General features: G+C 45.9%; 24 protein-coding genes. 12 read left to right on the forward strand and 12 right to left on the reverse strand.

Translation table 11 applies throughout. The annotated features are described in order from the left end of the window. Window positions 1-113: 113 nt before the first annotated feature. The gene (locus AWH66_RS13455; RefSeq protein ID WP_063602829.1) at window positions 114-626 is read left to right on the forward strand and encodes a gluconokinase; all 513 of its coding nucleotides are present in this window, start codon (window positions 114-116) and stop codon (window positions 624-626) included. Then, window positions 623-2437 (forward strand): phosphogluconate dehydratase, encoded by a 1815-nt coding sequence (gene edd, locus AWH66_RS13460; protein WP_063602830.1) that lies wholly within the window; start codon window positions 623-625, stop codon window positions 2435-2437. Before AWH66_RS13455 ends, edd begins: the two co-directional genes overlap by 4 nt. Before the next feature lie 54 nt (window positions 2438-2491). On the opposite strand, the gene AWH66_RS13465 is transcribed toward edd, so the two are convergent. The 3 genes from AWH66_RS13465 to AWH66_RS13475 form a co-directional block, all read right to left on the reverse strand. Next, window positions 2492-3499, reverse strand: coding sequence for a substrate-binding domain-containing protein (locus AWH66_RS13465; RefSeq protein ID WP_063602831.1), 1008 nt, complete (start codon window positions 3497-3499; stop codon window positions 2492-2494). 203 nt (window positions 3500-3702) lie between these two features. Continuing rightward, window positions 3703-5130, reverse strand: a complete 1428-nt coding sequence (locus tag AWH66_RS13470) for a glycoside hydrolase family 1 protein (protein WP_063602832.1) — start codon at window positions 5128-5130, stop codon at window positions 3703-3705. A 9-nt stretch (window positions 5131-5139) separates the two neighbouring features. Then, window positions 5140-6489 (reverse strand): PTS sugar transporter subunit IIC, encoded by a 1350-nt coding sequence (locus tag AWH66_RS13475; protein WP_143081509.1) that lies wholly within the window; start codon window positions 6487-6489, stop codon window positions 5140-5142. A gap of 242 nt (window positions 6490-6731) precedes the next feature. Between AWH66_RS13475 and AWH66_RS13480 the strand changes: the two genes are divergently transcribed. Together AWH66_RS13480 and AWH66_RS13485 are read left to right on the forward strand one after the other, a co-directional pair. Further along, the gene (locus AWH66_RS13480) at window positions 6732-7043 is read left to right on the forward strand and encodes a PTS sugar transporter subunit IIB (protein WP_038227649.1); all 312 of its coding nucleotides are present in this window, start codon (window positions 6732-6734) and stop codon (window positions 7041-7043) included. A gap of 15 nt (window positions 7044-7058) precedes the next feature. Then, window positions 7059-7403, forward strand: a complete 345-nt coding sequence (locus AWH66_RS13485) for a PTS lactose/cellobiose transporter subunit IIA (RefSeq protein WP_063602834.1) — start codon at window positions 7059-7061, stop codon at window positions 7401-7403. A gap of 50 nt (window positions 7404-7453) precedes the next feature. Here the strand turns inward: AWH66_RS13485 and AWH66_RS13490 are convergent, their stop codons facing one another. Further along, window positions 7454-8320 carry a LysR family transcriptional regulator gene (locus tag AWH66_RS13490; RefSeq protein ID WP_063602835.1) on the reverse strand — a complete coding sequence of 289 codons (867 nt, stop codon included), beginning with the start codon at window positions 8318-8320 and terminating at the stop codon, window positions 7454-7456. A gap of 98 nt (window positions 8321-8418) precedes the next feature. Here AWH66_RS13490 and AWH66_RS13495 point away from each other — a divergent pair, with 98 nt between their 5' ends. The 3 genes from AWH66_RS13495 (at window position 8419) to AWH66_RS13505 (ending at window position 10684) form a co-directional block, all read left to right on the forward strand. Then, the gene (locus tag AWH66_RS13495) at window positions 8419-9408 is read left to right on the forward strand and encodes a haloalkane dehalogenase (protein ID WP_063602836.1); all 990 of its coding nucleotides are present in this window, start codon (window positions 8419-8421) and stop codon (window positions 9406-9408) included. Then, window positions 9405-10007: a short chain dehydrogenase gene (locus AWH66_RS13500; RefSeq protein WP_063602837.1), complete on the forward strand. Its 603-nt coding sequence runs from the start codon at window positions 9405-9407 to the stop codon at window positions 10005-10007. The genes AWH66_RS13495 and AWH66_RS13500 overlap by 4 nt, the downstream gene beginning before the upstream one ends. Before the next feature lie 227 nt (window positions 10008-10234). Then, window positions 10235-10684 carry a hypothetical protein gene (locus AWH66_RS13505; RefSeq protein WP_063602838.1) on the forward strand — a complete coding sequence of 150 codons (450 nt, stop codon included), beginning with the start codon at window positions 10235-10237 and terminating at the stop codon, window positions 10682-10684. On the opposite strand, the gene AWH66_RS25945 is transcribed toward AWH66_RS13505, so the two are convergent. After that, window positions 10681-10854: a hypothetical protein gene (locus AWH66_RS25945; protein ID WP_167360955.1), complete on the reverse strand. Its 174-nt coding sequence runs from the start codon at window positions 10852-10854 to the stop codon at window positions 10681-10683. The genes AWH66_RS13505 and AWH66_RS25945 overlap by 4 nt on opposite strands. Between AWH66_RS25945 and secD the strand changes: the two genes are divergently transcribed. Genes secD through AWH66_RS13525 form a run of 4 tightly spaced genes read left to right on the forward strand, consistent with a single transcriptional unit; the run spans window position 10853 to window position 15323 of the window. Further along, the gene (secD, locus tag AWH66_RS13510; protein ID WP_063602839.1) at window positions 10853-12643 is read left to right on the forward strand and encodes a protein translocase subunit SecD; all 1791 of its coding nucleotides are present in this window, start codon (window positions 10853-10855) and stop codon (window positions 12641-12643) included. The genes AWH66_RS25945 and secD overlap by 2 nt on opposite strands. A 2-nt stretch (window positions 12644-12645) precedes the next feature. Continuing rightward, the gene (secF, locus tag AWH66_RS13515) at window positions 12646-13548 is read left to right on the forward strand and encodes a protein translocase subunit SecF (protein WP_063602840.1); all 903 of its coding nucleotides are present in this window, start codon (window positions 12646-12648) and stop codon (window positions 13546-13548) included. Continuing rightward, a complete protein-coding gene (locus tag AWH66_RS13520) occupies window positions 13545-14636 on the forward strand; it encodes a calcium:cation antiporter (RefSeq protein WP_063602841.1) in 1092 nt (363 codons plus the stop codon). Before secF ends, AWH66_RS13520 begins: the two co-directional genes overlap by 4 nt. Before the next feature lie 33 nt (window positions 14637-14669). Continuing rightward, window positions 14670-15323, forward strand: coding sequence for a DedA family protein (locus AWH66_RS13525; RefSeq protein WP_063602842.1), 654 nt, complete (start codon window positions 14670-14672; stop codon window positions 15321-15323). Window positions 15324-15394: 71 nt separating this feature from the next. Here AWH66_RS13525 and AWH66_RS13530 read toward each other — a convergent pair whose 3' ends face one another. From AWH66_RS13530 to AWH66_RS13555, 6 genes are read right to left on the reverse strand one after another with little or no spacing between them, the layout of a single operon-like run. Beyond that, on the reverse strand, window positions 15395-16057 hold the full coding sequence (locus AWH66_RS13530; protein WP_063602843.1) for an HAD family hydrolase: 663 nt from the start codon (window positions 16055-16057) through the stop codon (window positions 15395-15397). 1 nt (window position 16058) lies between these two features. Beyond that, complete coding sequence (locus AWH66_RS13535) at window positions 16059-17078, reverse strand: ABC transporter ATP-binding protein (protein WP_063602844.1); 1020 nt, start codon at window positions 17076-17078, stop codon at window positions 16059-16061. Then, on the reverse strand, window positions 17075-17881 hold the full coding sequence (locus AWH66_RS13540) for an ABC transporter permease (RefSeq protein ID WP_063602845.1): 807 nt from the start codon (window positions 17879-17881) through the stop codon (window positions 17075-17077). Before AWH66_RS13540 ends, AWH66_RS13535 begins: the two co-directional genes overlap by 4 nt. Next, complete coding sequence (locus AWH66_RS13545) at window positions 17868-18761, reverse strand: ABC transporter permease (protein WP_063602846.1); 894 nt, start codon at window positions 18759-18761, stop codon at window positions 17868-17870. The genes AWH66_RS13540 and AWH66_RS13545 overlap by 14 nt, the downstream gene beginning before the upstream one ends. Continuing rightward, window positions 18758-19564, reverse strand: coding sequence for an alkaline phosphatase family protein (locus AWH66_RS13550; RefSeq protein ID WP_063602847.1), 807 nt, complete (start codon window positions 19562-19564; stop codon window positions 18758-18760). Before AWH66_RS13550 ends, AWH66_RS13545 begins: the two co-directional genes overlap by 4 nt. 26 nt (window positions 19565-19590) lie before the next feature. Then, entirely contained in the window at window positions 19591-20667 is a 1077-nt protein-coding gene (locus AWH66_RS13555; RefSeq protein WP_006069698.1) for an ABC transporter substrate-binding protein, read from the reverse strand. A 223-nt stretch (window positions 20668-20890) separates the two neighbouring features. Between AWH66_RS13555 and AWH66_RS13560 the strand changes: the two genes are divergently transcribed. Further along, window positions 20891-21607: a UTRA domain-containing protein gene (locus tag AWH66_RS13560; protein WP_083400038.1), complete on the forward strand. Its 717-nt coding sequence runs from the start codon at window positions 20891-20893 to the stop codon at window positions 21605-21607. Here AWH66_RS13560 and AWH66_RS13565 read toward each other — a convergent pair whose 3' ends face one another. Beyond that, on the reverse strand, window positions 21608-22408 hold the full coding sequence (locus AWH66_RS13565; protein WP_143081511.1) for an AraC family transcriptional regulator: 801 nt from the start codon (window positions 22406-22408) through the stop codon (window positions 21608-21610). Between the last annotated feature and the right edge of the window lie 18 nt (window positions 22409-22426).

A 22426-nucleotide genomic window follows, 5' to 3' on the forward strand; every position in this document is an offset into this window, starting at 1 on the left:
ATGTTACCAGTAACATCGATAATATGAAGTCCAGTTTGTGAATTAATTGAATTGTGCGGATTGGATCAAATTTTGATTCGTGAGGAGGGAACTTGGGGAAGTGCATTATTGTGATGGGAGTTTCTGGCTCAGGTAAGAGCACGGTAGGCAAAGGGATTGCCGATGTATTAGGCGCAAAGTTTATCGATGGCGATGATCTTCACCCGAGAAGCAATATCGACAAAATGGCCGCAGGCATACCGCTGAGTGATGATGACAGAGCGCCATGGTTGACGCGTATTAACGATGCAGCCTACAGCCTAGGACGCAAGAATGAGCATGGTGTTATTGTTTGCTCTGCACTTAAAAAAGGGTACCGCGACACATTAAGACTTGGGAACAATAACCTGATCTTTGTGTTCTTAGATGGTGAGTTTGAGCTTATTCGACAACGTGTCGAACAACGAGGAGGGCATTTTATGAAAGGCTCCCTCCTGCAAAGTCAATTTGAAGCTCTAGAACGCCCTGATTGTGAACTCGATGTCGTGACCGTACCAATCGACATGCCACTAGAACGCGTGATTCACACCGCTGTTCGTGATATCCGCAGCCAATTGTCTAATGCCACGCTTGAGGTTGTATCATGACTCATACAATCATACTGGCCGTTACGCAGCGTATCGAGCAGCGCAGTGCCAAATTAAGACAACAATATTTGGCGAATATTGAACAACAAAAACAAGCAGGCAAAGGGCGCTCGCAACTCTCGTGTGGCAACCTTGCACACGCCGTAGCTGCCGCGTGCGATGCGGACAAACAGTCCTTACTCAACAACACCAGCGCCAATTTGGCTATCATCTCGTCATACAACGACATGTTGAGCGCTCATAAGCCTTATGATAGTTATCCGGAACTCATCCAACAAGCGTTAAGTCCGTTAGGCCATACCTCGCAAGTCGCTGGCTGTGTTCCCGCCATGTGCGACGGTGTCACACAAGGACAGCCAGGTATGGATATGTCACTGTTTTCACGCGATCTTATCGCCCAAAGCACCGCATTCTCACTCAGCCACAATATGTTTGATGGTAACTTGCTGCTTGGTATTTGCGACAAGATAGCGCCCGGTCAATTAATGGGCGCGCTGGCGTATGGCCATCTTCCCACTGCGTTTATTCCCTCAGGTCCAATGGCAACGGGAATCTCTAATGAAGAGAAGGTCACGATTCGCCAACAACACGCCGCCGGAGAGCTTGGGAAAGATTCACTGCTAGAGATGGAATGTCGTGCTTACCACAGCAGTGGTACCTGTACCTTCTTTGGCACCGCCAATACCAATCAATTAGTGTTTGAAGCCATGGGGTTAATGCTGCCAGGTAGCGCGTTTGTACCACCAGATTCCCCGCTGCGAACTGCATTAACACAAGATGCCGCGAAGCGAATCGCCAGTAGTCTTGCAGGCTCAGCAAATTATCGCCCACTGTGTGACGTAGTCTCAGCAAATAACTTGATTAACGGTGTGGTAGCCCTACTCGCTTCTGGTGGTAGCACGAATCACAGCATTCATATGATTGCCGTCGCCCGAGCTGCAGGCTTGCTACTAACTTGGCAAGACATCAACGATCTTTCCGACATCGTACCTCTGGTCGTCAATATTTACCCGAATGGCACCAGTGATATCAATGCGTTTCATGCAGCGGGCGGTGTCCCTGCTCTATTAACCAGACTCAACCAGCAAGGGTTACTGCATCGCAATACCGTGACGGCATTTGGCCGTTTTGAAGATCAGCTTTGCTACCCGGAATTAGACACTCAATCTGATGAGCAGGCTCTCACTTGGTTACGCTCTAATGGGACGAAAAACCCTGAGGTTATCGCTAATGACAAGCAGTATTACCAAAAAACGGGCGGGCTAAAGCAAGTATCAGGTAACTTAGGGCAAGCTATCGTTAAAGTGTCGGCGGTAAAACCAGAGCACCAGATCATCGAAGCACCAGCCAGAGTATTTAACGATCAGAACCAAGTGGAAGCAGCCTATCAGCGAGGCGAACTCGAGTGCGACTGCGTGGTCGTCGTGCGTTTTAATGGCCCCGCAGCTAACGGCATGCCTGAGCTGCATAAACTGATGCCATTGCTTGGCAATATCCAAAAAAAAGGTTTTAACGTCGCCTTGGTGACTGATGGTAGGCTGTCTGGCGCGTCGGGGAAAATCCCAGCAGCGATTCATGTATCGCCAGAAGCCCTACGAGGTGGGAACATTGCACGTATACAAGATGGGGATAGGATTCGATTAGATTGCCACCGTGGAGAACTCAGAGTGCTTGAAGGTATCGAGAGTCGACCTCTACAGACTCATGATAGCGAAATCCATCAACAGACTTGGGGCAGAGACCTGTTTGCAACTTGTCGCCAGAACGTCTCGGCGGCAGACCGAGGAGCGAGTTTCCTCTTTGCTGACTAAACCATGTTGACCCCGCGAGCCTACCCCCAAGTTTTAATTAAGCGAGATTTTGAGTTAGAGACTCTCTCCCTCAGTAATCGTAAAGCCCATATCAAAAACTTTTTGCTCGCTTGGGGCTCCTGATAGCGCCGATAGCAATAACTCGGCGCTCTTTTTTCCAATCTCAAATCGTGGTGTATCAATACTTGCCAAGGTTGGGCTAATCACTTTACCCATATCCAAAGCGTTAAAACCAACGACGCTGATGTCCTCAGGAACACGTTGTTGCTTAGCACGACACGCCATTATGGTACCAATCGCAATATCATCGTTGGTGCAGAATACGCCATCAAGCTCTGGTTGAATTAGCAGAGCTTTGTCGAGCAAAGTACTGCCCAAAGCAAAACTAGAGTGCTCTTTGGTTAATACGTGTAAAGGTTCCAACCCAGCCTCAGTAACTGCTTTATCATAGCCGTGCATACGTAGCTGAGTTCGGGTATCTAGGCGAGCACCAAAATAAGCAATGTTGCGCTTTCCTTTGGCTATCATTTGCTTCACTACTTCGTAAGCCGCCTGCATATGATCCAAACCGACCGCCATATCAATAGGATTAACCGGCAAGTCCATGGCTTCTACTACAGGAATACCTGCGGTTTTTATCATTTGCAGCGTACGCTCAGTATGATTGGTATCCGTCAGAATTAGGCCATCTACTTGATAAGAAAGGAAAGATTCGATTTTCTTTTCTTCCACATCGCGATCGTAGCTGTAGTGAGCGATCAAGGTATCGTAACCATTGAGGTTAGTTACCTGCTCAACACCTTGCGCGAAGCTAGAAAATACTTGGTTAGACAATGAAGGCAGCAGTATACCAATCGCTTTGCTCGACGACTTCGACAGCATCGCAGGCGTTCTATTATGGATATATCCCAGCTCTTCAACCACTTGAGCGATTTTATCGCGAGTCGCTTGGGCGACCGAATCTGGATTGCGCATGTAGCGACTTACCGTCATTTTAGTGATACCCACTCTATCAGCAATATCTTGCAAAGTTGGGCGTGAACGTTTTGCTTCCATAGTCATTCAACGAATTCTCAAGTAGTAGTGAATGTTACTGTAACATTTTTGCAGTTAATGAACTAACGGTTATCCAAATCTCTAGGTAGGGACGGTTGAAGAATAACGATTTTTATATCAGATTCAAATAGATAGCTAGTAATATCAGACAGGACAAACAAAATTGGGAGAAAAGAACGGCGAGTATGTAAACTCGCCGATATTAGGGTTTAACGGTACTCATCATCCAGATTGATATCTAAACATCGAGTCTCAGACAAGGTTTTATACCATTGGCCGGATTTTTTCACCCGACGATTCCGATTGTCTTCCAGATCAATCTCTACCAAACCATAGCGGTTCTTGAAAGCATTCATAGGTGAGACATTGTCCGTGAACGCCCAAAGCATGTAGCCTTTACAGTTTGCGCCATCTTCGATCGCTCTTAGCAAATGGAACAAGTGCCTTGAGATAAAATCAATACGGTAGTCATCTTGAATCTGGCCTTGTTCATCTTTGAACTGAGCTTCATTTTCAATACCCATACCATTTTCACTCAAGATCCACTCGATATTGCCATACTCATTTTTAATGCGCATCGCCATATCGTAAACAATAGCCGGATCGATCTCCCAACCTCGTGAGAAGTTCATTTCTCTACCCGGTAAGTCAAAGCCGCTAAAGTACTTTTTCGGATGAAACGGCACGTGCTTTGGCCATTCCGCTTCCGGTGCTTTCACTCTGTGTGGGTAGTAGAGGTTAGCTCCAATAAAGTCCACAGTATTATGTTTGATGATCGCAAGGTCTTCTTCCGTTGGTGCGAAGTCAATGCCATTGCCTCTCAATAACGTCAACAACTCCGCCGGATATTCTCCTTTGATAGCCGGGTCTAAAAACACACGATTGTAGAACAAATCGTAGATTTCAGCCGCTCGCTTGTCATGCACCGCACTAGAACGTGGATAGGTCACTTCAGGGTTTAACACCACGCCGATTTTTCCGTCGTAGCCTTGGTCACGATAAGCTTTAACGATTTTTGCCGTCGCCAAGTTTTTGGCATGATTCCACACCATCCACTTATTGGTGTCTTGCTCGTACGGGTAACGAATCGCATCAAGATACACTCGGGTTTGTACCACGATAGGCTCATTGAAACTAAACCAGTACTTCACCTTATGAGCGTAACGCTTGAACACTTCCTCCGCGTAGTGCACAAACATATCAACCACTTTCGGCGAGCTCCAGCCACCGTAGTGTTCGAGCAAATTAGCGGGCAGCTCGTAATGCTCCAAGCAGAACATCGGCTCGATACCTTTCGCAAGCATGGTATCAATGACCTTATCAACGTAATCTGCATACTCTTCATCTACAATCCCCTGCTCATAATCAAGCATAAAACGAGACCAGTTGATGGAGCTGCGGTAGTGGGTTAAACCCACCACCTGCATTAGGTCAATATCTTCAACATAACGGTTGTAGAAATCGGTCGCGACTGCTGGCCCATAACCGTTGTGCCAGACTTTTCGGTCATTCTTGTACCAAGCATCAATATAAGAATCTTGGCTGTCTTTCTTGCCACTCCAACCTTCGGTTTGCCATGCAGACGCTGCTGCACCAAGAATAAAACCTTCAGGAAACTTCATAGAGTATTGAGTCATTACGGCTCCTTAAGCGACAGCTTCTTTAGTTTCAGTTTGTTGCTCGTTTTCTAGATTATCGAGCTGCTCTTTGAATTGGTTTTCGCAAACTTTCACAAAAGGTAGGTAGATAAGAATCGACGTGATAATACACGCTATCTGGGTTGCCACCGCGCCTAAGGAACCGCCCGTTGCGAGCCAAGAGCTGAGAATCGGTGGACAAGTCCACGGAATCATCACTACGGCTTTACCCGCAAAACCAATTGCCGTTGCGTAGTAACCAATCATACCGGTAATTAGCGGTGTAATAATGAATGGAATCGCTAGAATCGGGTTAAGCATGATAGGCATACCAAACACCACCGGCTCGTTGATATTGAATGCACCTGGACCTACAGAAAGCTTGGCAATCTCGCGCATATCTTTACGTTTCTTACATACCAAGAATACCGCGACAAGTAGACCAATCGTTACACCTGAACCACCAATACTCATGTAGATGTCCCAGAAAGGCATCGTGATGATGTTCGGAATTTCTTCACCGTTTTCATACGCTGTCATGTTCGCAGCAATCGCACCAAGCAGCAGCGGCTCACGTAGAGGCTTGATCATTTGGTTACCATGAATACCAACTACCCAGAAAACCTGAGCTAGGAACATCAGTAGAAGCACACCAGGTAGACTTTGGATAGCGCCTTCAAGCGGACGTTGAATCGCAGCGTACGTTGCATCGTAAAGCGTCATTCCCGAAATCTCGTAGAACGCAAAACCAAACGTAGCAATCGCAGTAACTGTGATGATAGATGGTAGCAATGCAGAGAACGAGTTCGCCACATTTGGTGGCACCGAATCAGGCATCTTGATTTGTAAAGCGTTAACTTTCAAAAGCTTGCTGTATACCTCAACCGATAAGATTGCGATAAACATACCCAAGAATAATCCTTTAGTATCGGTATATTGGCGAGCAATAACGTTGCTCACTTCAAACGCTTCACCTGCCACAACCACTTCATAGGTCGTCGGAATGACCGCCACAAAACAGATGACCGCAAGTAAACCTGAGTAAGCGTTAACTTGACCATTAAGCTTGCCAAGCTCAAGACCAATCATAAAGATGGCTCCGATGGTCAAGAAGTTCAGTGTCGCATAGTTTATTTGTCCCATGATTGGACGGTATTCAGCCAAAAAGGCAAATGTTTCAAAAGCAGCAAGGCCTGACTGAGTACCCATAACCATGTTAGAAATCAGTACGCCAAACGCACCAACGATAATGACTGGCATCAGCATGACAAATGCTTGTTTGATAGCCATCACGTATTTCAAGCTGGTAAACCAGCCCGCCCAGTAATTGAGCTTTTCTGTAAACGCATTATTAAGCACGAGGTATCCCCTTCCATTCGTGTCGCTCATATTTGTTACGGGTAACATTACGGGTAACAAAACTAGAAAACAAAGAAAAATCCGGATAATTGTTAGCTTGAGCACGAAAAAAAGCCTAATCACTCACCAAATTTGAGCTAGATAACACTTTTGATAGATCACGTATTGCCGAATTGATAGTTACCCGTAACACTAGAGACAACAAAAAGCACAAATAAGTGTCAATAACAGGAGAAACAACGATGAAAATTCTATTACTATGTTCAGCGGGTATGTCGACCTCTATCCTAGTAAAAAAAATGGAAGAAGCTGCTAAAAATCAATCTATTGACGCTGAAATATTGGCTGTGCCAATTGCTGAATTCGAAACAAAGCTAGCCGACTGGGATGTGTTCTTACTCGGTCCACAAGTGAAATTCCGCCAACAAGAATTTGCAGCCTTGGCGGCAGAGCAAGGCAAGAAAGTCCTAGCGATCAACCCTATGGATTACGGTGCAATGCGCGGTGAGAAAGTTCTGGCAACAGCCATTGAAGCACTCAGTGAAACAGCTTAAGTAGGGGTATCAAATATGGATCTTGAGATCACCATCATGGGCTTAATCTGCAATGCAGGTGAAGCTAGAAGTCTATCCATGGAATCTATTAAAAGTGCCCGTGACGGACAGTTTGAACAAGCACAAAGCTATCTAGATCAAGCAGATGAAGCAATTCGTCAAGCTCATTTAGTTCAAACGGAATTAATAGGCGCCGATGAAGGTGAAGGTAAAATCCCGGTCACACTAGTGATGGTTCATGCTCAAGACCATTTGATGACCACCATACAAGCAATAGAAAGTGCTCGTGAAACAGTGCATCTGTATCAACGTCTCAACAAACTCGAACAGAGCGTTTTTAACAACGTCAGTATGGCTTAAAATAAGAAAGACGATGCAGACCTGTCAGGTTTGCATCATTTCATCGCACATTACGTCGTCGACATTTCATCAAAGTAGTGCCAAATCATCTTAGCCACGGGTCCCAACGCTTTATTTTTAGCGCACGCCATATAAATCGGCACTTCAAGTTTATCAATGCAGTTGAGTTCTATTAAATTATCGAGTCCTTCTGCTTGCACTTCATCACTTGATAATCGTCCCCAGCCAAGTCCACTGCGGATAATAGACTTTTTAGTATGATGATCAGAGACATACCAGTGAACGGTATCCTCTAAAATGCCTGAATCAGGGCTAGTCTTATAAGACGACTTAACCACAACTTGAGGTACGCTCAACAAGTCTTTAACGGTCATATCAGCTTGAATAGCGATTGAAGATTGATTGGAAATATAAGCAGGTAAACGGATCTGATCGATATGTCGATACCTAACTCTTTGAGTATCTTGTGTTAGACCCGCATAAATGCCAATGTCTACCAGTCCATCCAGTAACATACGTTCACCAGACGCCGTTTCGATATTAAGGTGCAATATTGTCTCTGGGAAATGCTGCTTAAGCTGCGTCAATAGTCCCGTCACCTTTTCAATTGGGAAAATCGCGCCGACGCTAAGTCGTAATTCTGGCTCAACTTCCCCCGTCATTTGCTTGGCAAACACATCAAACTCGTTCGCTGCATTCAATAACTGTTGAATTTTAGGCATGAGAAGTTGCCCATCACGAGTCAGTTCTGGTCTATAGGTATCGCGGCTAAAAATGGATACTTGATAATACTCTTCCACTTGTTTCACCGAATAGGAAACCGCAGAACGAGCTTTAAAGAGTTTCTCGCTTGCTTTGCGAAAACTCCCTTCTTGATGAATCACGTGGATAACGTGTAAATGTTCGAGGGCAATCATGGTCTAATTTTATGACCAAGTTGATATAAAAGCTATGCTTTTTTAGTCCATAAAACTCCTCTAAAGTCTATATCAAGCAGGGACACAGGAGATCCATCATGCCATCGACATTTCTAAGAACACCAGATTCAGCGTTCGACAACCTAGCAGACTATCCATTCTCACCTCATTACATAGAGATAGATGGTTATCGCATGCATTACGTTGATGAAGGGACACAGAACTCAAATACTGTTTTCCTTCTTCATGGACAACCTTCGTGGAGCTACCTATATCGTCATATGATTCCGATTTTGGTCGATGCAGGCTACCGAGTAATAGCACCCGACCTTATCGGGTTTGGGAAATCAGATAAACCTGTCAGTACCGATACTCATACCTACGCCAACCATGTCAAATGGATGACGATGTTCGTTAATAAACTCAATCTCCACCACGCAGCCGCGTTTATGCAAGATTGGGGAGGTATGATTGGCCTTAGAGCTTTGGCAAATCAACCAAAGTGGTTAGATCGCTTAATTGTGTCTAACACCGTGCTCGCCGAAATGAAAGGGTTAGAAAAATTACTAGTCCCTAGTGTACTAAAGCTAATGGCTGCCTCAGCAGGTCAAACCGACTTGAGCCAACTCACAAACAAAATCAACTACGGAAATTGGGCCGGCTACTTTCGAACCGCTAGTCATTTGGATATAGGAGAAGTCATCCAGGCGCTAACCACAAAACCATTAACTAAGAGCGAAATTCACGCCTATAACGCGCCATTTCCCGACAAGCGATACTACGCTGGCCCTAGAAAAATGCCGGAAATCGTGGCTTCGGACCTCAATCAAGTCAATGAAGACTGGCAGAAGCTCAAACAGTGGCAAAAGCCTGTTTTGACTCTATTTAGCGACAAAGACCCTTTCTTGGCAGGCCGTGGATACGACAAAAAGTTCCAAGCGAATTTTACAGGTGCCGCACATCAGCCTCACCGCACAATTACAGATGCTTCGCACTTTCTACAAGAAGACCAACATCTTGAAATTACGAGCCAAGTTATTGATTGGCTTGACCACACTCATTTCAATCTAACAGGACAATCAGCATGAAAAAAATACTCGCCATAGGCGCAAATGGGATCATTGGGCAAGCAGTACTCGAACTTTTAGACGATAAATATACCGTCATCCCTGTAGGATACTCGAAAGGTGAACATCGAGTAGATATTGAAGATTACGACTCAATCAAAGCCATGTACGAAAGCGTCGGTGCTGTTGATGCCATCGTCAGTATGGCTGGAAATGGAATGATGGCTGACTTCGATGATACATCTGACCAAGCATATCAGGTAGCACTCACTAATAAAGTGATGGGACAAGTCAACGTCGCGCGACTAGGAATTGACTACTTAACTCCGGGAGGCTCGATAACACTAACCTCTGGGCAGGCAAGTAACGCTCCAACCCAAAGAACAGCAGCTATTGCGATGGGTGTGGCCGCCATTAATGCGTTTGTCACAACCGCATCTCTTGAGCTCAAAAACAATCACCGCATCAATGCGGTAAGCCCTTCATTCGTAAAAGAAACGATGGAACGAATGGGAATGGACAGTACTAATGGAATTTCAGCAGCGGATGTTGCTTTGTGCTATCAAAGCGCTTTAGAGGGAGTCGCAAACGGAAAGATTTTTGATGCCGTTACTACTTAATTAACCTGTTGTTTATTTAGGTGACCAGTCGGCTAATGAGCATATGAGTATTGCTGGTATGTCAATTCCCTCTCTAATATCTGCTCACTGTTATTCATTATGGTGAGCAGGCCTGTGCAGACACAATTACTAACACTTATCTCGCTAACCTTTGCCCATTTTGTGACCAGCATCCGGTATACTGCCCGCGAACCAGAAAGTCATCGCTTACACGTAAAGGTTATTCATTGGTTAAACGTTGGTATCGTCTATTTCTAGCGCTTATGATTACAGTTTGCACACATACTGTAAGCGCAGACGAGTATCTCACGCCCAACACTTCCAATCTCGCTAATAGTGTTATCACCGTCGATCTTTCAACGACGCCATCTGATGATTTTAATGCCCCAGCAGATGATAGTGGTTCAATTCTTAATGATTACACAGGCCCACTGTTTCTTTCTTCATCCAGACGTGTCATCAGTGATAGTTGGGATGCCGACCAAAAAGCAGCGCCTGATTACCACCTATTAATTGCCTTCTTAGCACCTCCACTGCTGGCGCTTGCCACAAGAAGCACCTCGCTTATTCCACCGCAACGTCAATGGACGAGCCGCACACAAAGCGCTCCCTCAAGAGTGGCCGGCTGGAAAGAAGCCAACACCTTGTACGCTCACAGACAACCTCACTCAAACTAACTCTCAAGACCAAGTTCAGGACTACCTGAACGCTTCAACACGCGCAGCACATTAAGAGCAGCGGCTTGCTTACGACTGAAATAAATGTCTTCACAGACTGATTTGGTTCCGGCTTTCGCCTCTTTCATGATGACCATGCGCTCATTCTGATCCGTTTTAGAGAGTTTCATTGTGAAAAAACCATCACGTCAACCAATCAACCGCTACGCCAAATGGAAGTATGTGGTACTCATACTTAGCTTACTTGTCATGCTGTTAAGTGCTCTACCATCTTTGTATGGTGAGAATGCCGCCCTTCATATTAACCATCGAGGGCAAATTTCTGATGCGAGTCAAATCGCTCAATACCTTGAACGAGCCAACATCACCCCCACTAACATTGAACAAGATGGTGATAAAACCATCGTGATTCTACGTAGCCCCAGACAACAAGCTGCGGCGCAAACACTGTTAAAACAACACTTAGATGAATCCACAACCGTCGCGCTAGCGATGGAGCCAGCAGCGCCTCAATGGTTACTAAAATCAGGCTTCTCGCCAATAGCTCTGGGTCTTGACTTAAGAGGTGGCGTCCAGTTTTTGCTGGAAGTCGATATGGAGCCCGTCTATCAAGCACACCGTCAAATGGTTATCGATGAGTTCTCTGCTGAATTTCGAGCTAGCCGAGGTCGAATCGCGGGCGATAACGTTCAGCTCAATCTGTTTGGTGGGACTTCTACCTCAGAAGCGCGAGCCTTTTTACGACAGCAGTTTCCTAACTGGCACACGTCAATCCAAGACAACACGATTCGACTCACATTGGCTGATGAAGAGAAAAGCACTCTGCGCAACCTGACAGTCCAGCAAAACTTGCAGATAATGCGAGAGCGTATTGCAGAGCTTGGTATTACTGAAGCCTCGGTACAGCGACAAGGCGAGAATCGCATTCGCATAGAATTACCCGGTGTGCAAGACCCAGCAGCGGCTAAAGACGTTATCGGTGCGACAGCTTCATTGGCCTTTCATGCCGTCGCTGATGGACGTGGTAACCGCACCCAAGTACTGCCAGACAATGACGGAGTTCCAGTAAATTTGGAACGTCGCGCCATTCTTGGCGGTGAACATATTATCGATGCTCGAGCTGGCGTCGGTGATATGGGAACCGCTGAAGTTAATATTTCCCTCGATACATCGGGTGGCAGAAAAATGTCTCAGTTTACCCGCAGCAATATCGGTAACCCAATGGCGACGGTCTACAGCGAGTACAGCCGCAATGCTGAAGGCGATAGCGAACAGCTCAGTAAGGTGATCAGTATTGCCACCATTCAGTCACAGTTAGGCAGTCGTTTTCGTATTACCGGTGTTGGCAGCATGCAAGATGCACAAGAGCTAGCACTTTTACTAAGAGCAGGTTCACTCACAGCCCCTGTTACCATTATTGAAGAACGAACCATCGGCCCTTCACTGGGTGCTGAAAACGTTAAAAATGGCTTTGCTGCGTTAGCGCTAGGGTTAGGTCTGACACTGACTTTCATTGCACTTTGGTATCGACGCTTGGGCTGGGTCGCCAATGTCGCTTTGCTCACCAATATGATGAGCCTATTTGGCTTAATAGCCCTACTTCCCGGAGCCGTGCTTACCTTACCTGGTATTGCAGGCATGGTGCTGACCGTCGGTATGGCAGTAGATGCCAATGTACTTATTTTTGAACGCATCAAAGACAAAATGCGAGAAGGACGAACGCTAGCACAGAGCATTGAAAAAGGGTTTAGCAGTGCCTTCCGTTCTATTTTCGACGCCAACCTCACCACTATGATCGTGGCCATTGCACTGTATGCCATCGGTAATGGCCCAGTTCAGGGTTTTGCTATCACACTTGGGCTCGGCCTATTGACCAGTATGTTCACTGGCGTGTTCTTATCGCGCGCCATCATCAATCTTGTTTGGGGGCGTGACCAGCGCCGAGAAGTGAGGATTTAGATATGACTCTTTCGCAACATTCTCTGAGCCGAGTTCGCTTTAGTATGTCGGCAATTTCCGCGCTGCTTTTTGCTTTAGCCGTTGCTTTTATCACCTTTAAAGGCTTCAACTGGGGATTGGATTTTACTGGCGGTATTGTGGCTGAAGTACGCTTAGATGCTTCCATTGCCGCAGCTGAGCTCAAAGCGTCCCTTGATAACGCATTGATGCAAGATGTTCAGGTGGTAAGCTCGACAGAGCCCGGCCGTTGGATCTTACGCTATAACCAGCTCGATGATGTCGTGCTGTCCTTAGCGCCATCATTAGAGTCCATCAGCACATCCGTAGAGATCCTAAACAGCAGCATGGTGGGCCCTCAAGTCGGCCAAGATATGGTTGAGCAAGGTGGCGTAGCAATACTAGCTTGCTTTGTGTTGACCATGCTTTATCTAAGCTACCGCTTTGAATGGCGACTCGCTCTAGGCGCATTAGTGGCGCTGGTTCACGACATTGTTATCGTACTCGGTCTCTTTGCCGTCACCCAGATGGAGTTCAATCTCACCATACTCGCTGCTGTACTGGCAGTGCTTGGTTACTCTTTGAATGACTCCATCATTATCGCTGATAGAGCCCGCGAGCTATTCAAAGCAAAACCAAACGAGTCAGCGGATACGCTTATCAATAACTCGGTACGTGCCACTTTCTCGAGAACTCTTATTACCTCAGGCACCACATTGGTAACCGTTTCTAGTTTGTGGTTATTAGGTGGACCTGCGTTAGAAGGCTTCGCGATTGCGTTGTGTGTGGGTATTGCCTGTGGGACATGGTCGTCAATTTCACTTGGTGTCACCTTACCTCAAATGATGGGTGTCCGACCTGAACACTATAGAGTGGCAACACCGAAACCAGAGGAGGCCATGCCATGACACCGTTCTTAAAGCAGGAATTCGTACTGCTGCTTGGTATCGTTACCGTCGTCTTGTTTAAATTTGGTGGTGACAGCATCTTGCAGGCTCAAATGAGCTCACCTAGGGGCATGATACTCACCTTTGCTCTGTTCATCGTGGTCATGGCGTCAATATTTGCCGTTGTTCGCCATTCTGACGCACTAGCTATCAAGCTAGGAGACCCTTATGGAACGTTAATTCTTACCCTCTCAGTCATCCTCTTGGAAGTGGTGATGATTTCTTCTGTCATGCTGACGGGAGAAGCCAATCCTGTTTTGGCAAGAGATACCATGTTTGCAGTTGTGATGGCCGTGCTCAATGGTTTAGTCGGTATTACGTTACTCATCGGTGGGCTAAAATACCACACACAGAAGTACAACCTTGATGGTTTGAAATCTTACCTCGTCGCCATCATTCCTCTGTCGTTGTTGTGTTTGGTGTTACCAAATTTCACCAGCGTTACAGAATTAGGGTCGATGTCTAAGGCGCTCACTATCACGCTAGTTTTAGCTTCAGTGGTGTTGTATAGCGTGTTTCTGTTTATTCAGACACGCAGCCACACCCATTTTTTTATGGATGAGGACCACCAAGATAACCACGATTTTCACGGTCCTCTCGAGAGTAACTTTTACCATTCACTGCTACTTGTAGGCTATTTAGTCGTAGTGATTCTGCTAGCTAAAAGCTTGGCTATTCCTATCGATGGCACTGTCAGCTTACTTGGTGCCCCACCAGCACTGGGAGGCTTGATCGTCGCCATCTTGATTCTTGCGCCAGAAGCAGTCGGGGCTGTTAAGGCCGCTTTAAACAATCAGCTGCAGCGCGCGATGAACTTGTTCTTTGGCTCCGTACTGGCAACTATCGCACTCACCGTACCGGCTGTCCTTCTGATATCTGAAGTCATACAGCAACCGATTCAACTTGGTTTGGCATCTGCCGAAATGGTCTTGCTCGTGACCACACTCATGATGACCACCGTCAGCTTTAGTAGTGGCAGAACCAACTCCCTAAATGGCATGGCCCACCTCATTTTGTTCTTTGCTTACATCATCTTGATGTTTGAGTGATGTTATTAACTGACCAATAAGGATTTTTTCATCATGCAAGAAATACTCGTTGCTATATGGCACCATGATTTTGACACCCTTGCTCAAGTAAGCTCACTCAATAGCTTTCTCCTGTTGCTCGCGTTCATTCTATTGCTCGAATCTAGCTTCGTCTTCTTACCACTGCCCGGAGACAGTTTAGTACTGTTTGTCGGCGGATTAGTTGGAGTCGGAATTTTGGAGTTTTACCCCGCCGCTGGAGCACTCTGTTTAGCCGCGTCATTGGGAAGCATTAACGCCTATATTCAAGGACGAGTTTTAAACCAAACTCGGCTTGTGCCTTTTTTGCACCGCGTGTTACCGAATGATTCACTCCCCAAGGCCAAACACTTGTTGAGTCGCTATGGGTTCCTATCATTATTCATCTCCAGATTTATCCCATTTGTGAGAGTCCTTACACCGATGCTTATGGGGTTATCGAAGCTGAATTTCATGCGAACTCTCTTTATCAGCATAAGCAGTTCTGTTATTTGGTGCTTGATCCTTATGCTCACTGGAAAATGGCTGATGATTCATCCAAGACTTAATGACTACCAAGAGCTACTTTCTAAGTCGTTGGTGATAGTAAGTTTATGCCTTATGGCGGGAGCGATTGTTGGTTTGCTGTACCGCTACTTACGCTCGAGCAAAAACAATATCGCCACATAAGATCAGTACCATGACGCCGCCGCTATTGGCTTAGATAGCAGCGGCGGATTTCTAGTATCAAGGCAGGGGCACTATAGTGACCACTTGAGCTGCTTCCATCCTTTTTTTTCACCCAATGCCTTTAGTGCCGGGCATGGATTGACCAAATAAGCGTAATCAGCAAACTCGCATAAAGGTCGATCGTTTATGGAGTCGGTATAAAAGTGAATCTCGTTATAACTGTCTTTTTGTGCAGATAACCATTGCACTAGTTTTGCCACTTTGCCCTCTCGATAGGTCGCAATGCCTTTTATCTTGGAAGTGAAACTGTTCTGTTTGAGTTCTAAATCAATACCCATAGCGACATCAATCCCCAGGCGCTTGGCGATTGCTTCAACTAAAAAGCTGACAGAGGCAGATATGATAATGGTTTGGATGTCATCACGCTTTAAATCTACAAGCAAAGTCTGCGCTTGTGGAAAGAAACGTGACAGTATTTTTTCATCAATGCACTTATCTACCAATTGCTGTACTTCCTCCGTTGGAATCTCGCTCAAAGGTGCAATAGAAAAATCAAGGTAATCTTCCATCGCCATCTTACCATCGGCGTACAGCGCCATTAGCCTTTTATCTTGGTCAAGGAAATCCGGTTGAGTGGCAATACCTTGCTCTACCAAAAACTCATTCCATAGCACTGCACAGTCAGCATCAAACAAGGTTTCATCCATGTCGAATACGTATAAAGGTTTAGACATTTTAGGCTCTCACAGGTTGAATTTCGTTGAGGTTAAATAGCAGTTCTAATTGGCTGCCTGTTGCGAGTAATCGCTCCGAAGAACGGTTAAGCAGATCCACCGTCAACTCACAGTCATCAATGTCGACTTGATAGCGAATAACATTACCGAGCAACTGATGGTTTTTAATCACGCCCGTTCGCGGCGCAGAGATATGGTTAGCGTACTCGCGTCCTTGTTCTTTGACATAAATCGACTCCGGGCGAATCGCAACTTTCGAGTTCACCTCCATATCAAATAACGATTTTGCTTTATCCGCTGCCACCAAATTGTAGTGGCCCATAAAACCTGCTACGAATTCATTTGCCGGATGGGTATAGATGGCTTCGGGCGCTCCCTGCTGAACAATCTCGCCCTTATTCATCAAGAAAATTCGATCGGACATAATCATCGCTTCCTCTTGGTCATGAGTGACAAAGATAGTGGTTAGATTAAGCTCTTTCTGAATAGAGCGGATTTGTTGCCTTAAGTTCTTACGAATTTTGGCGTCCAGTGCAGACAGAGGTTCATCCAACAACAGAATTCTTGGTTTGACGACCAGAGCACGAGCTAATGCTACACGCTGTCTTTGACCGCCTGAAAGCTGATGCGGATAGTGGTTTTCTTTACCCTGCAGTTCCACCAGCTCGACGACTTTTGCAACTTCACCCTGTATTTCGGCTTTACCCAAACTTTGCATCTTAAGTCCAAAGGCGATATTGCCCGCCACCGTCATATTCGGAAACAGGGCATAGGACTGAAACACCATGCCGATACCACGTTGCTGAGGCGCGGCATGGGTGATATCTGCGCCATCAACAATGATCTGTCCACCTTCGACTGGATTCAGACCAGCGAGACTGCGTAGCAGTGTCGACTTACCACAACCGCTGGGGCCAAGTAAGGTAATGAACTCACCTTTCTGGATGGTAAATTCGATGTCTTCAAACACCGTATTGCTGCCAAATCGTTTGGTAAGCTGATTGACGGATACGTAACTCATGATTTGCCCTTCTGTTGATTACTGCTAAAACGGCTGGCAAGCCATGTCAGTAGGAAGATAAAGAAAAAGTAAGTCATCACTAACGCCGAGGTGAAGTGACCACTAGTTTGACGCATGTTGTAAAGATAGATTTGTAATGTTTCATAGCGAGTTCCCACCAAAATATTGGCGAACACAAATTCACCGAGTAAAAACGAGAACGATAGAAATAACGACGCCAGCAATCCTTTCTTCAAATTCGGAACGATGATCAAGAGAAATGCTTTTGTGGTACTCGCTCCAAGCAAGTGCGCCGCGTCCATTAAATCATTAAGGTTAATGGCCTCAAAGCTGTTCGAGATTGCTCTATACATAAAAGGCAGCGCGATGGTGAAATAGGTACCAATAAGGATCCAAGGCGTCCCAACCAAAGGTATAGCGCTGTCGGCGTAGATCTGAAGCAAACCTACCGATGACACCACAGGAGGTACCGCAAATGGCAGCAAAATCAGTACATTCATTAGCTTGTCGAGCTTCGGAAAGTAATAAAACACCACAAAGATCGCTGGAAGAATTAATACCACGCTGAGTGCAAGAGCTGCGAAGCACACCAACAATGAACGCCCAAAGGCGGCGAGAAAGCGAGAATCCGTCAGTAGCTGAACATACCAATTTAAGGTAAATCCATCTGGCAATATGGTCGCCCCCCAACTTGACGACAACGAGTAAACCAAGGTAGCGACAATTGGAATCAGCATGATGCCAACTATTCCGTAGACGACTGCTTTATGATAGTAAACGCTCACATTGCTATTTCGATGCATGATAACTCCTCGACAATAGCCACTGATTGATGATGGTGATAAAGGCAAGAATGGCCATGAGAATCACCGAGATTGCCGCAGCAAGGTTCGGCTCTAAGAATAAATCTCCAGACACCAAACTCGCAATTCGTACCGTAATCACGTTGTAGTTACCGGTTGTTAGTGCATAGACGCTCGCATACGCGCCCATGGCATTGGCGATGAGAATAATGAAAGTGCCGAGTAGTGCTGGTGATAACACCGGAAGGGCTATTTGAGTCCAATATTGATGAGTTTTGGCACCGAGCAACGCAGATGCCGACTGCCAATCATCTTGCAGCGCATCAAAAGCAGGATAGAGCAACAACGCGCCAAGCGGGATCTGGAAATAGATATAAATTACCAGTAATCCCCACTTGCCATACAAGTTGAAACCATCAATCAACCCATACTGCTTCAGCAGCAGCGTAACTGCACCGTTAACCCCTAAAATAATAATGAACGCAAATGCTAACGGCACACCGGCGAAGTTGCTGCTCATATTGGTAAAAGCAATCACGCCATCACGAAGCTTGCTGTCCACTCGGCGCAGTGATGACACCAACAGTGCAGCGATAGCCAACCCTATGACACTCGACCCAATCGATAGCCAAATACTGTTGCTAAATGCCTGCATCATAAAACTCGAATCGAAGATCTCAGCATAGTTCTCGAATGAAAAGGCATCATCATATTGAAAACTATTGAAGAAGACCCAAACCATAGGAGCAAGCTGAAACAAGTAAAAAAACAGCACAAATGGCGCAAGCCAAAGTACAGGCTTGAACTTGTTCCACAATGATTGTTTTCTGCTTATTAGCTGCTCATCCGAATAAGCAGGTGTTAATGCTGTGCCACTCATAATGCAATCAATTCCGGTGAATAAGGCTTGCGATGTTCCAGTCCAAGCAACTGACAACAGATGCCACAAAGCTCCGTTTGCTTCACATCTGTCACGGCATGAGTAAACTGCTCGCCAATAACAAACAGCGGCACTTCACGTTCTTCAGGCAAAATACCACCATGCGACAAGTCATTATTCATACCGTGGTCACTGGTGATCATCACTTGATAGCCCGCTTCCACCCACGTCGTAAGATAGTTAGATAGGAAAATATCGGCAGCTCTCGCACTGTTTCGATACTGCCTAGAATCGAGACCATGCTTATGCCCAGTATTGTCGATATTCATAGGATGTATCAGCAAGAAGTCGGGGTGATATTTCTGCCTCAAGGATTCGGCATCAAGGAAAAGGGCCTCATCAGGATAATGATCCCAATGATAGAAACGACCATATTGAATGTTCAACGCTTCATCATCAGTGAATCGGTCGCGCACTGCATCATAAGGCGCACGGTTGTAGAGTTCACTAACCCAGTGATAAGCCGCGGCCGCGGTCACTTTACCCTGAGATTTCGCTAAGCTGAATACCGATTCTTGATTCGACAAGCGAACGATTTCATTGTTTACGATGCCACTTATGACGGGAGGTACCCCGGTCAAAATGCACTCATAGAGTGGTCTGGACATGGAAGGGAGTTCGCATTGAATGGGATACAACGTCGCTTTTTGTTGCTCGATTAAGCCATTCAAGTAGCCCATGCAATCACGGGCTACTTGATAATTGAGACCATCGAGGACAACAAGGATAACCTTATTGCTCATACTTACCTCTGTATAAAAGTCTCAAATTACTGTTGGTGAATCAGTACGTTTTCTTGCCACTGGCGAGGCAGGCGACGCGCTGATTTTTCCCAAGCTTTAAAGTCTGTGACCGGATGAACGTTACCGTATTGGTCGTTGGCAATCAGTTTAGCTTGTACCGATTCAGGCAACTTAACGTTGGAACGAATTGGACGCGCATAACCTTCAGCTAGGTTGATCTGTCCGCGGTCACTGAAGATGTGTTCACGAGCTAATTTTGCAGCGTTAGGGTTTTTCGCATACTTGTTGATAATCGTGGTGTAACCGGAGATCACCGAGCCATCTTGAGGGATATTGACGCTAAAGCGTGAGCGGTCAATTTGGTCACGATAATTAAGTGCGTTGAAATCCCAAAGGATTGCCACTTCTACTTCACCTTTCTCAAGATTGGCAATGCTAGGGTCAGTGAATGATAGACGCCCTTGCTTGGCAAGCTTAGAGAAAAACTCAATCGCTGGGCCAAGGTTAGACTCATCACCACCGTTAGCGAAAGCCGCCGCCAATACAGCATTGTTGGCCTGCGCTGCCACACCCACATCGCCGACCGTCACTTTGTAGTCGCCCTCAAGCAGGTCTTGCCACGTTTTTGGGGCATCTTTGACCAAGTTGTTGTTTGAGATAAACGCGATAGTCCCTGTATACGCCAGTGCCCAGTGGCCGTCTTTATCTTTGGCCCAATCAGGAATCTCGTCCCATGTGGTAGGCTTATACGGTTGCGTTACGCCTTTTTGAACCGCCACTCGAGCGAAAGCAAAGCCGACATCACCAATATCTGCTGTCGCATTTTTCTTTTCAGCTTCAAACTTAGCGATTTCCTGTGCCGAGCTCATATCCGTATCTTGGTGCTTAAGTCCATAATCAGACTTAAGGTCATTCCAAGTATCTTTCCAGTTTGCCCAACTATCAGGCATACCCACACTGTAAACCGCACCCTCTTGCTTCGCCGCTTCTGTAAGAGCAGTGACGCTATCGTTAGCAAAAGCTGTGGAAGAAATCGCAGTGGCAATAAGTGTCACAGCACTGAGTTTTGCAGTGATACTTGCACGGTTAAGCAAAGTTTTCATTGTCTCTATCCTTCTGGACTAGGTCAGTAAGTTCACTTTTTATGCTATTTGGGGAATGTGACAATTTATGTGCCTGTATTTGACGTTTTTATTGAGGTTAGATGGCAGTTATGCGTCAACTTTATGAAAGCCAGTGACTGATAAGTCAGTTTCTGCTGTCATGAAACTGTTACTCACCTGTCGTATCTTGTTCATGCCGATGAATCATGGACTAGATCACTCAATGCCAATCCAAACAACACAGCTCAGTAAAATAAAGACGACTATTCGAGAACAAATCCAAAGTAATATCATGATTGCAGGCCAGAAACTGCCATCCGAGCGAGACCTTAGCGAGCTGTTTTCTACCACGCGTATTACCATTAAAGATGCGCTGACTTCACTAGAAACTGAAGGATTGATTTATCGAGAGGAACGTCGAGGTTGGTTTGTCTCTCCAGAACGTATTCGCTATAACCCATTGTCGCGCAGTCACTTTCATCAGATGATCCGTGAACAGCATCGTATTGCGGAAACTAAGCTAGTCAGTGTAAGAAGTGAAATGGCGAGCGGAATGTATGCCAAGGCATTGGCCGTAGATACCATTACACCCATCCATATTATTGAACGCTTAAGGTATATCGATGGTCGGGTCGTGCTGTTTGTAGAGAACTGTCTGATCGCCACCCTATTTCCAAAAATACTGGAAGAAAACCTGACGCTATCGCTCACTAAGTGCTACCAAGAGAAATACCAATTCCATACCCAACGTTCACACTTTGAAGTCATCCCCACATCCGCTCCAAGTCATGTGGCACGAGCCCTTAACTTGGTGGAGGGACAACCCGTTGTCAAAATTTGCCGCGTGAACTTTAACCAGTATGGGGATCTAATGGACTGTGAGTTTGAGTATTGGCGACCCGATGCCATGATGATTTGTATTGATAGCGAATCGCCTTGATCAAGAAAAGCGCTTTCGATATTGCGAAGGGGAAACACCTTGTAGGCGTGAAAAGGCATGCGTAAAAGTGCTTTGTCCTGAAAAACCCGTTAACTCAGCGACTTGGCCAAGGTTTAAGTTGCCTTGCTCTATCAAGCGTTTTGCGGCATCGACTCGTTTGTTCAATACATATTGATGAGGAGTAATACCAATTTGCTCTTTAAACAACATGTGAAACTGGCTTTCGCCCAAAAATACGCTTCCAGCCAATTGAGCGACAGAGATCTTATGGCACAGGTGCTGTTCAATGTAACGATCGATCTGCTCAAGATCGAATCGTGAGTCACGAAGTGATGTTTTAAGATCCGAGATATGACGTTGTAATAATGCTACGACCGTGTCATTGCATGCACGACTTAGCAGCAAATCATCAGGGCTGCTTTTCATTTCCGCCACTAACATTTGTATCAGCTTTTGAATTTGGATATCCAACTGAAAGTATGTCTTGGACTGAGATAACTCGTTGATTCGTTGAAGAAGTATCGGATCATCATTACTAGGCAGCGGCATATTCAACACGAGAATATCAGGCTGATCAATCACACCTCCGAAAGCATGATCAAGGCCTGAAGTCACCACGCATCCTTGCCCTGGGCCGACGAGGTTACCCACACCACCTACATCAAACTCAGATTTCCCCTTCAACCCGATCACAACTTGGGTGTATTGGTGCTCGTGTGAGTCCATATGAGAGGGTAACCGAACGATTTCTGCTGGTTTTGGGGAAGCATGATCAAGGATGTCATTGTTTCGTGTCACCATGTTTCCGGCCATCTTGTA

Source organism: Vibrio barjaei (assembly GCF_001639065.2).
GTDB lineage: Bacteria > Pseudomonadota > Gammaproteobacteria > Enterobacterales > Vibrionaceae > Vibrio > Vibrio barjaei.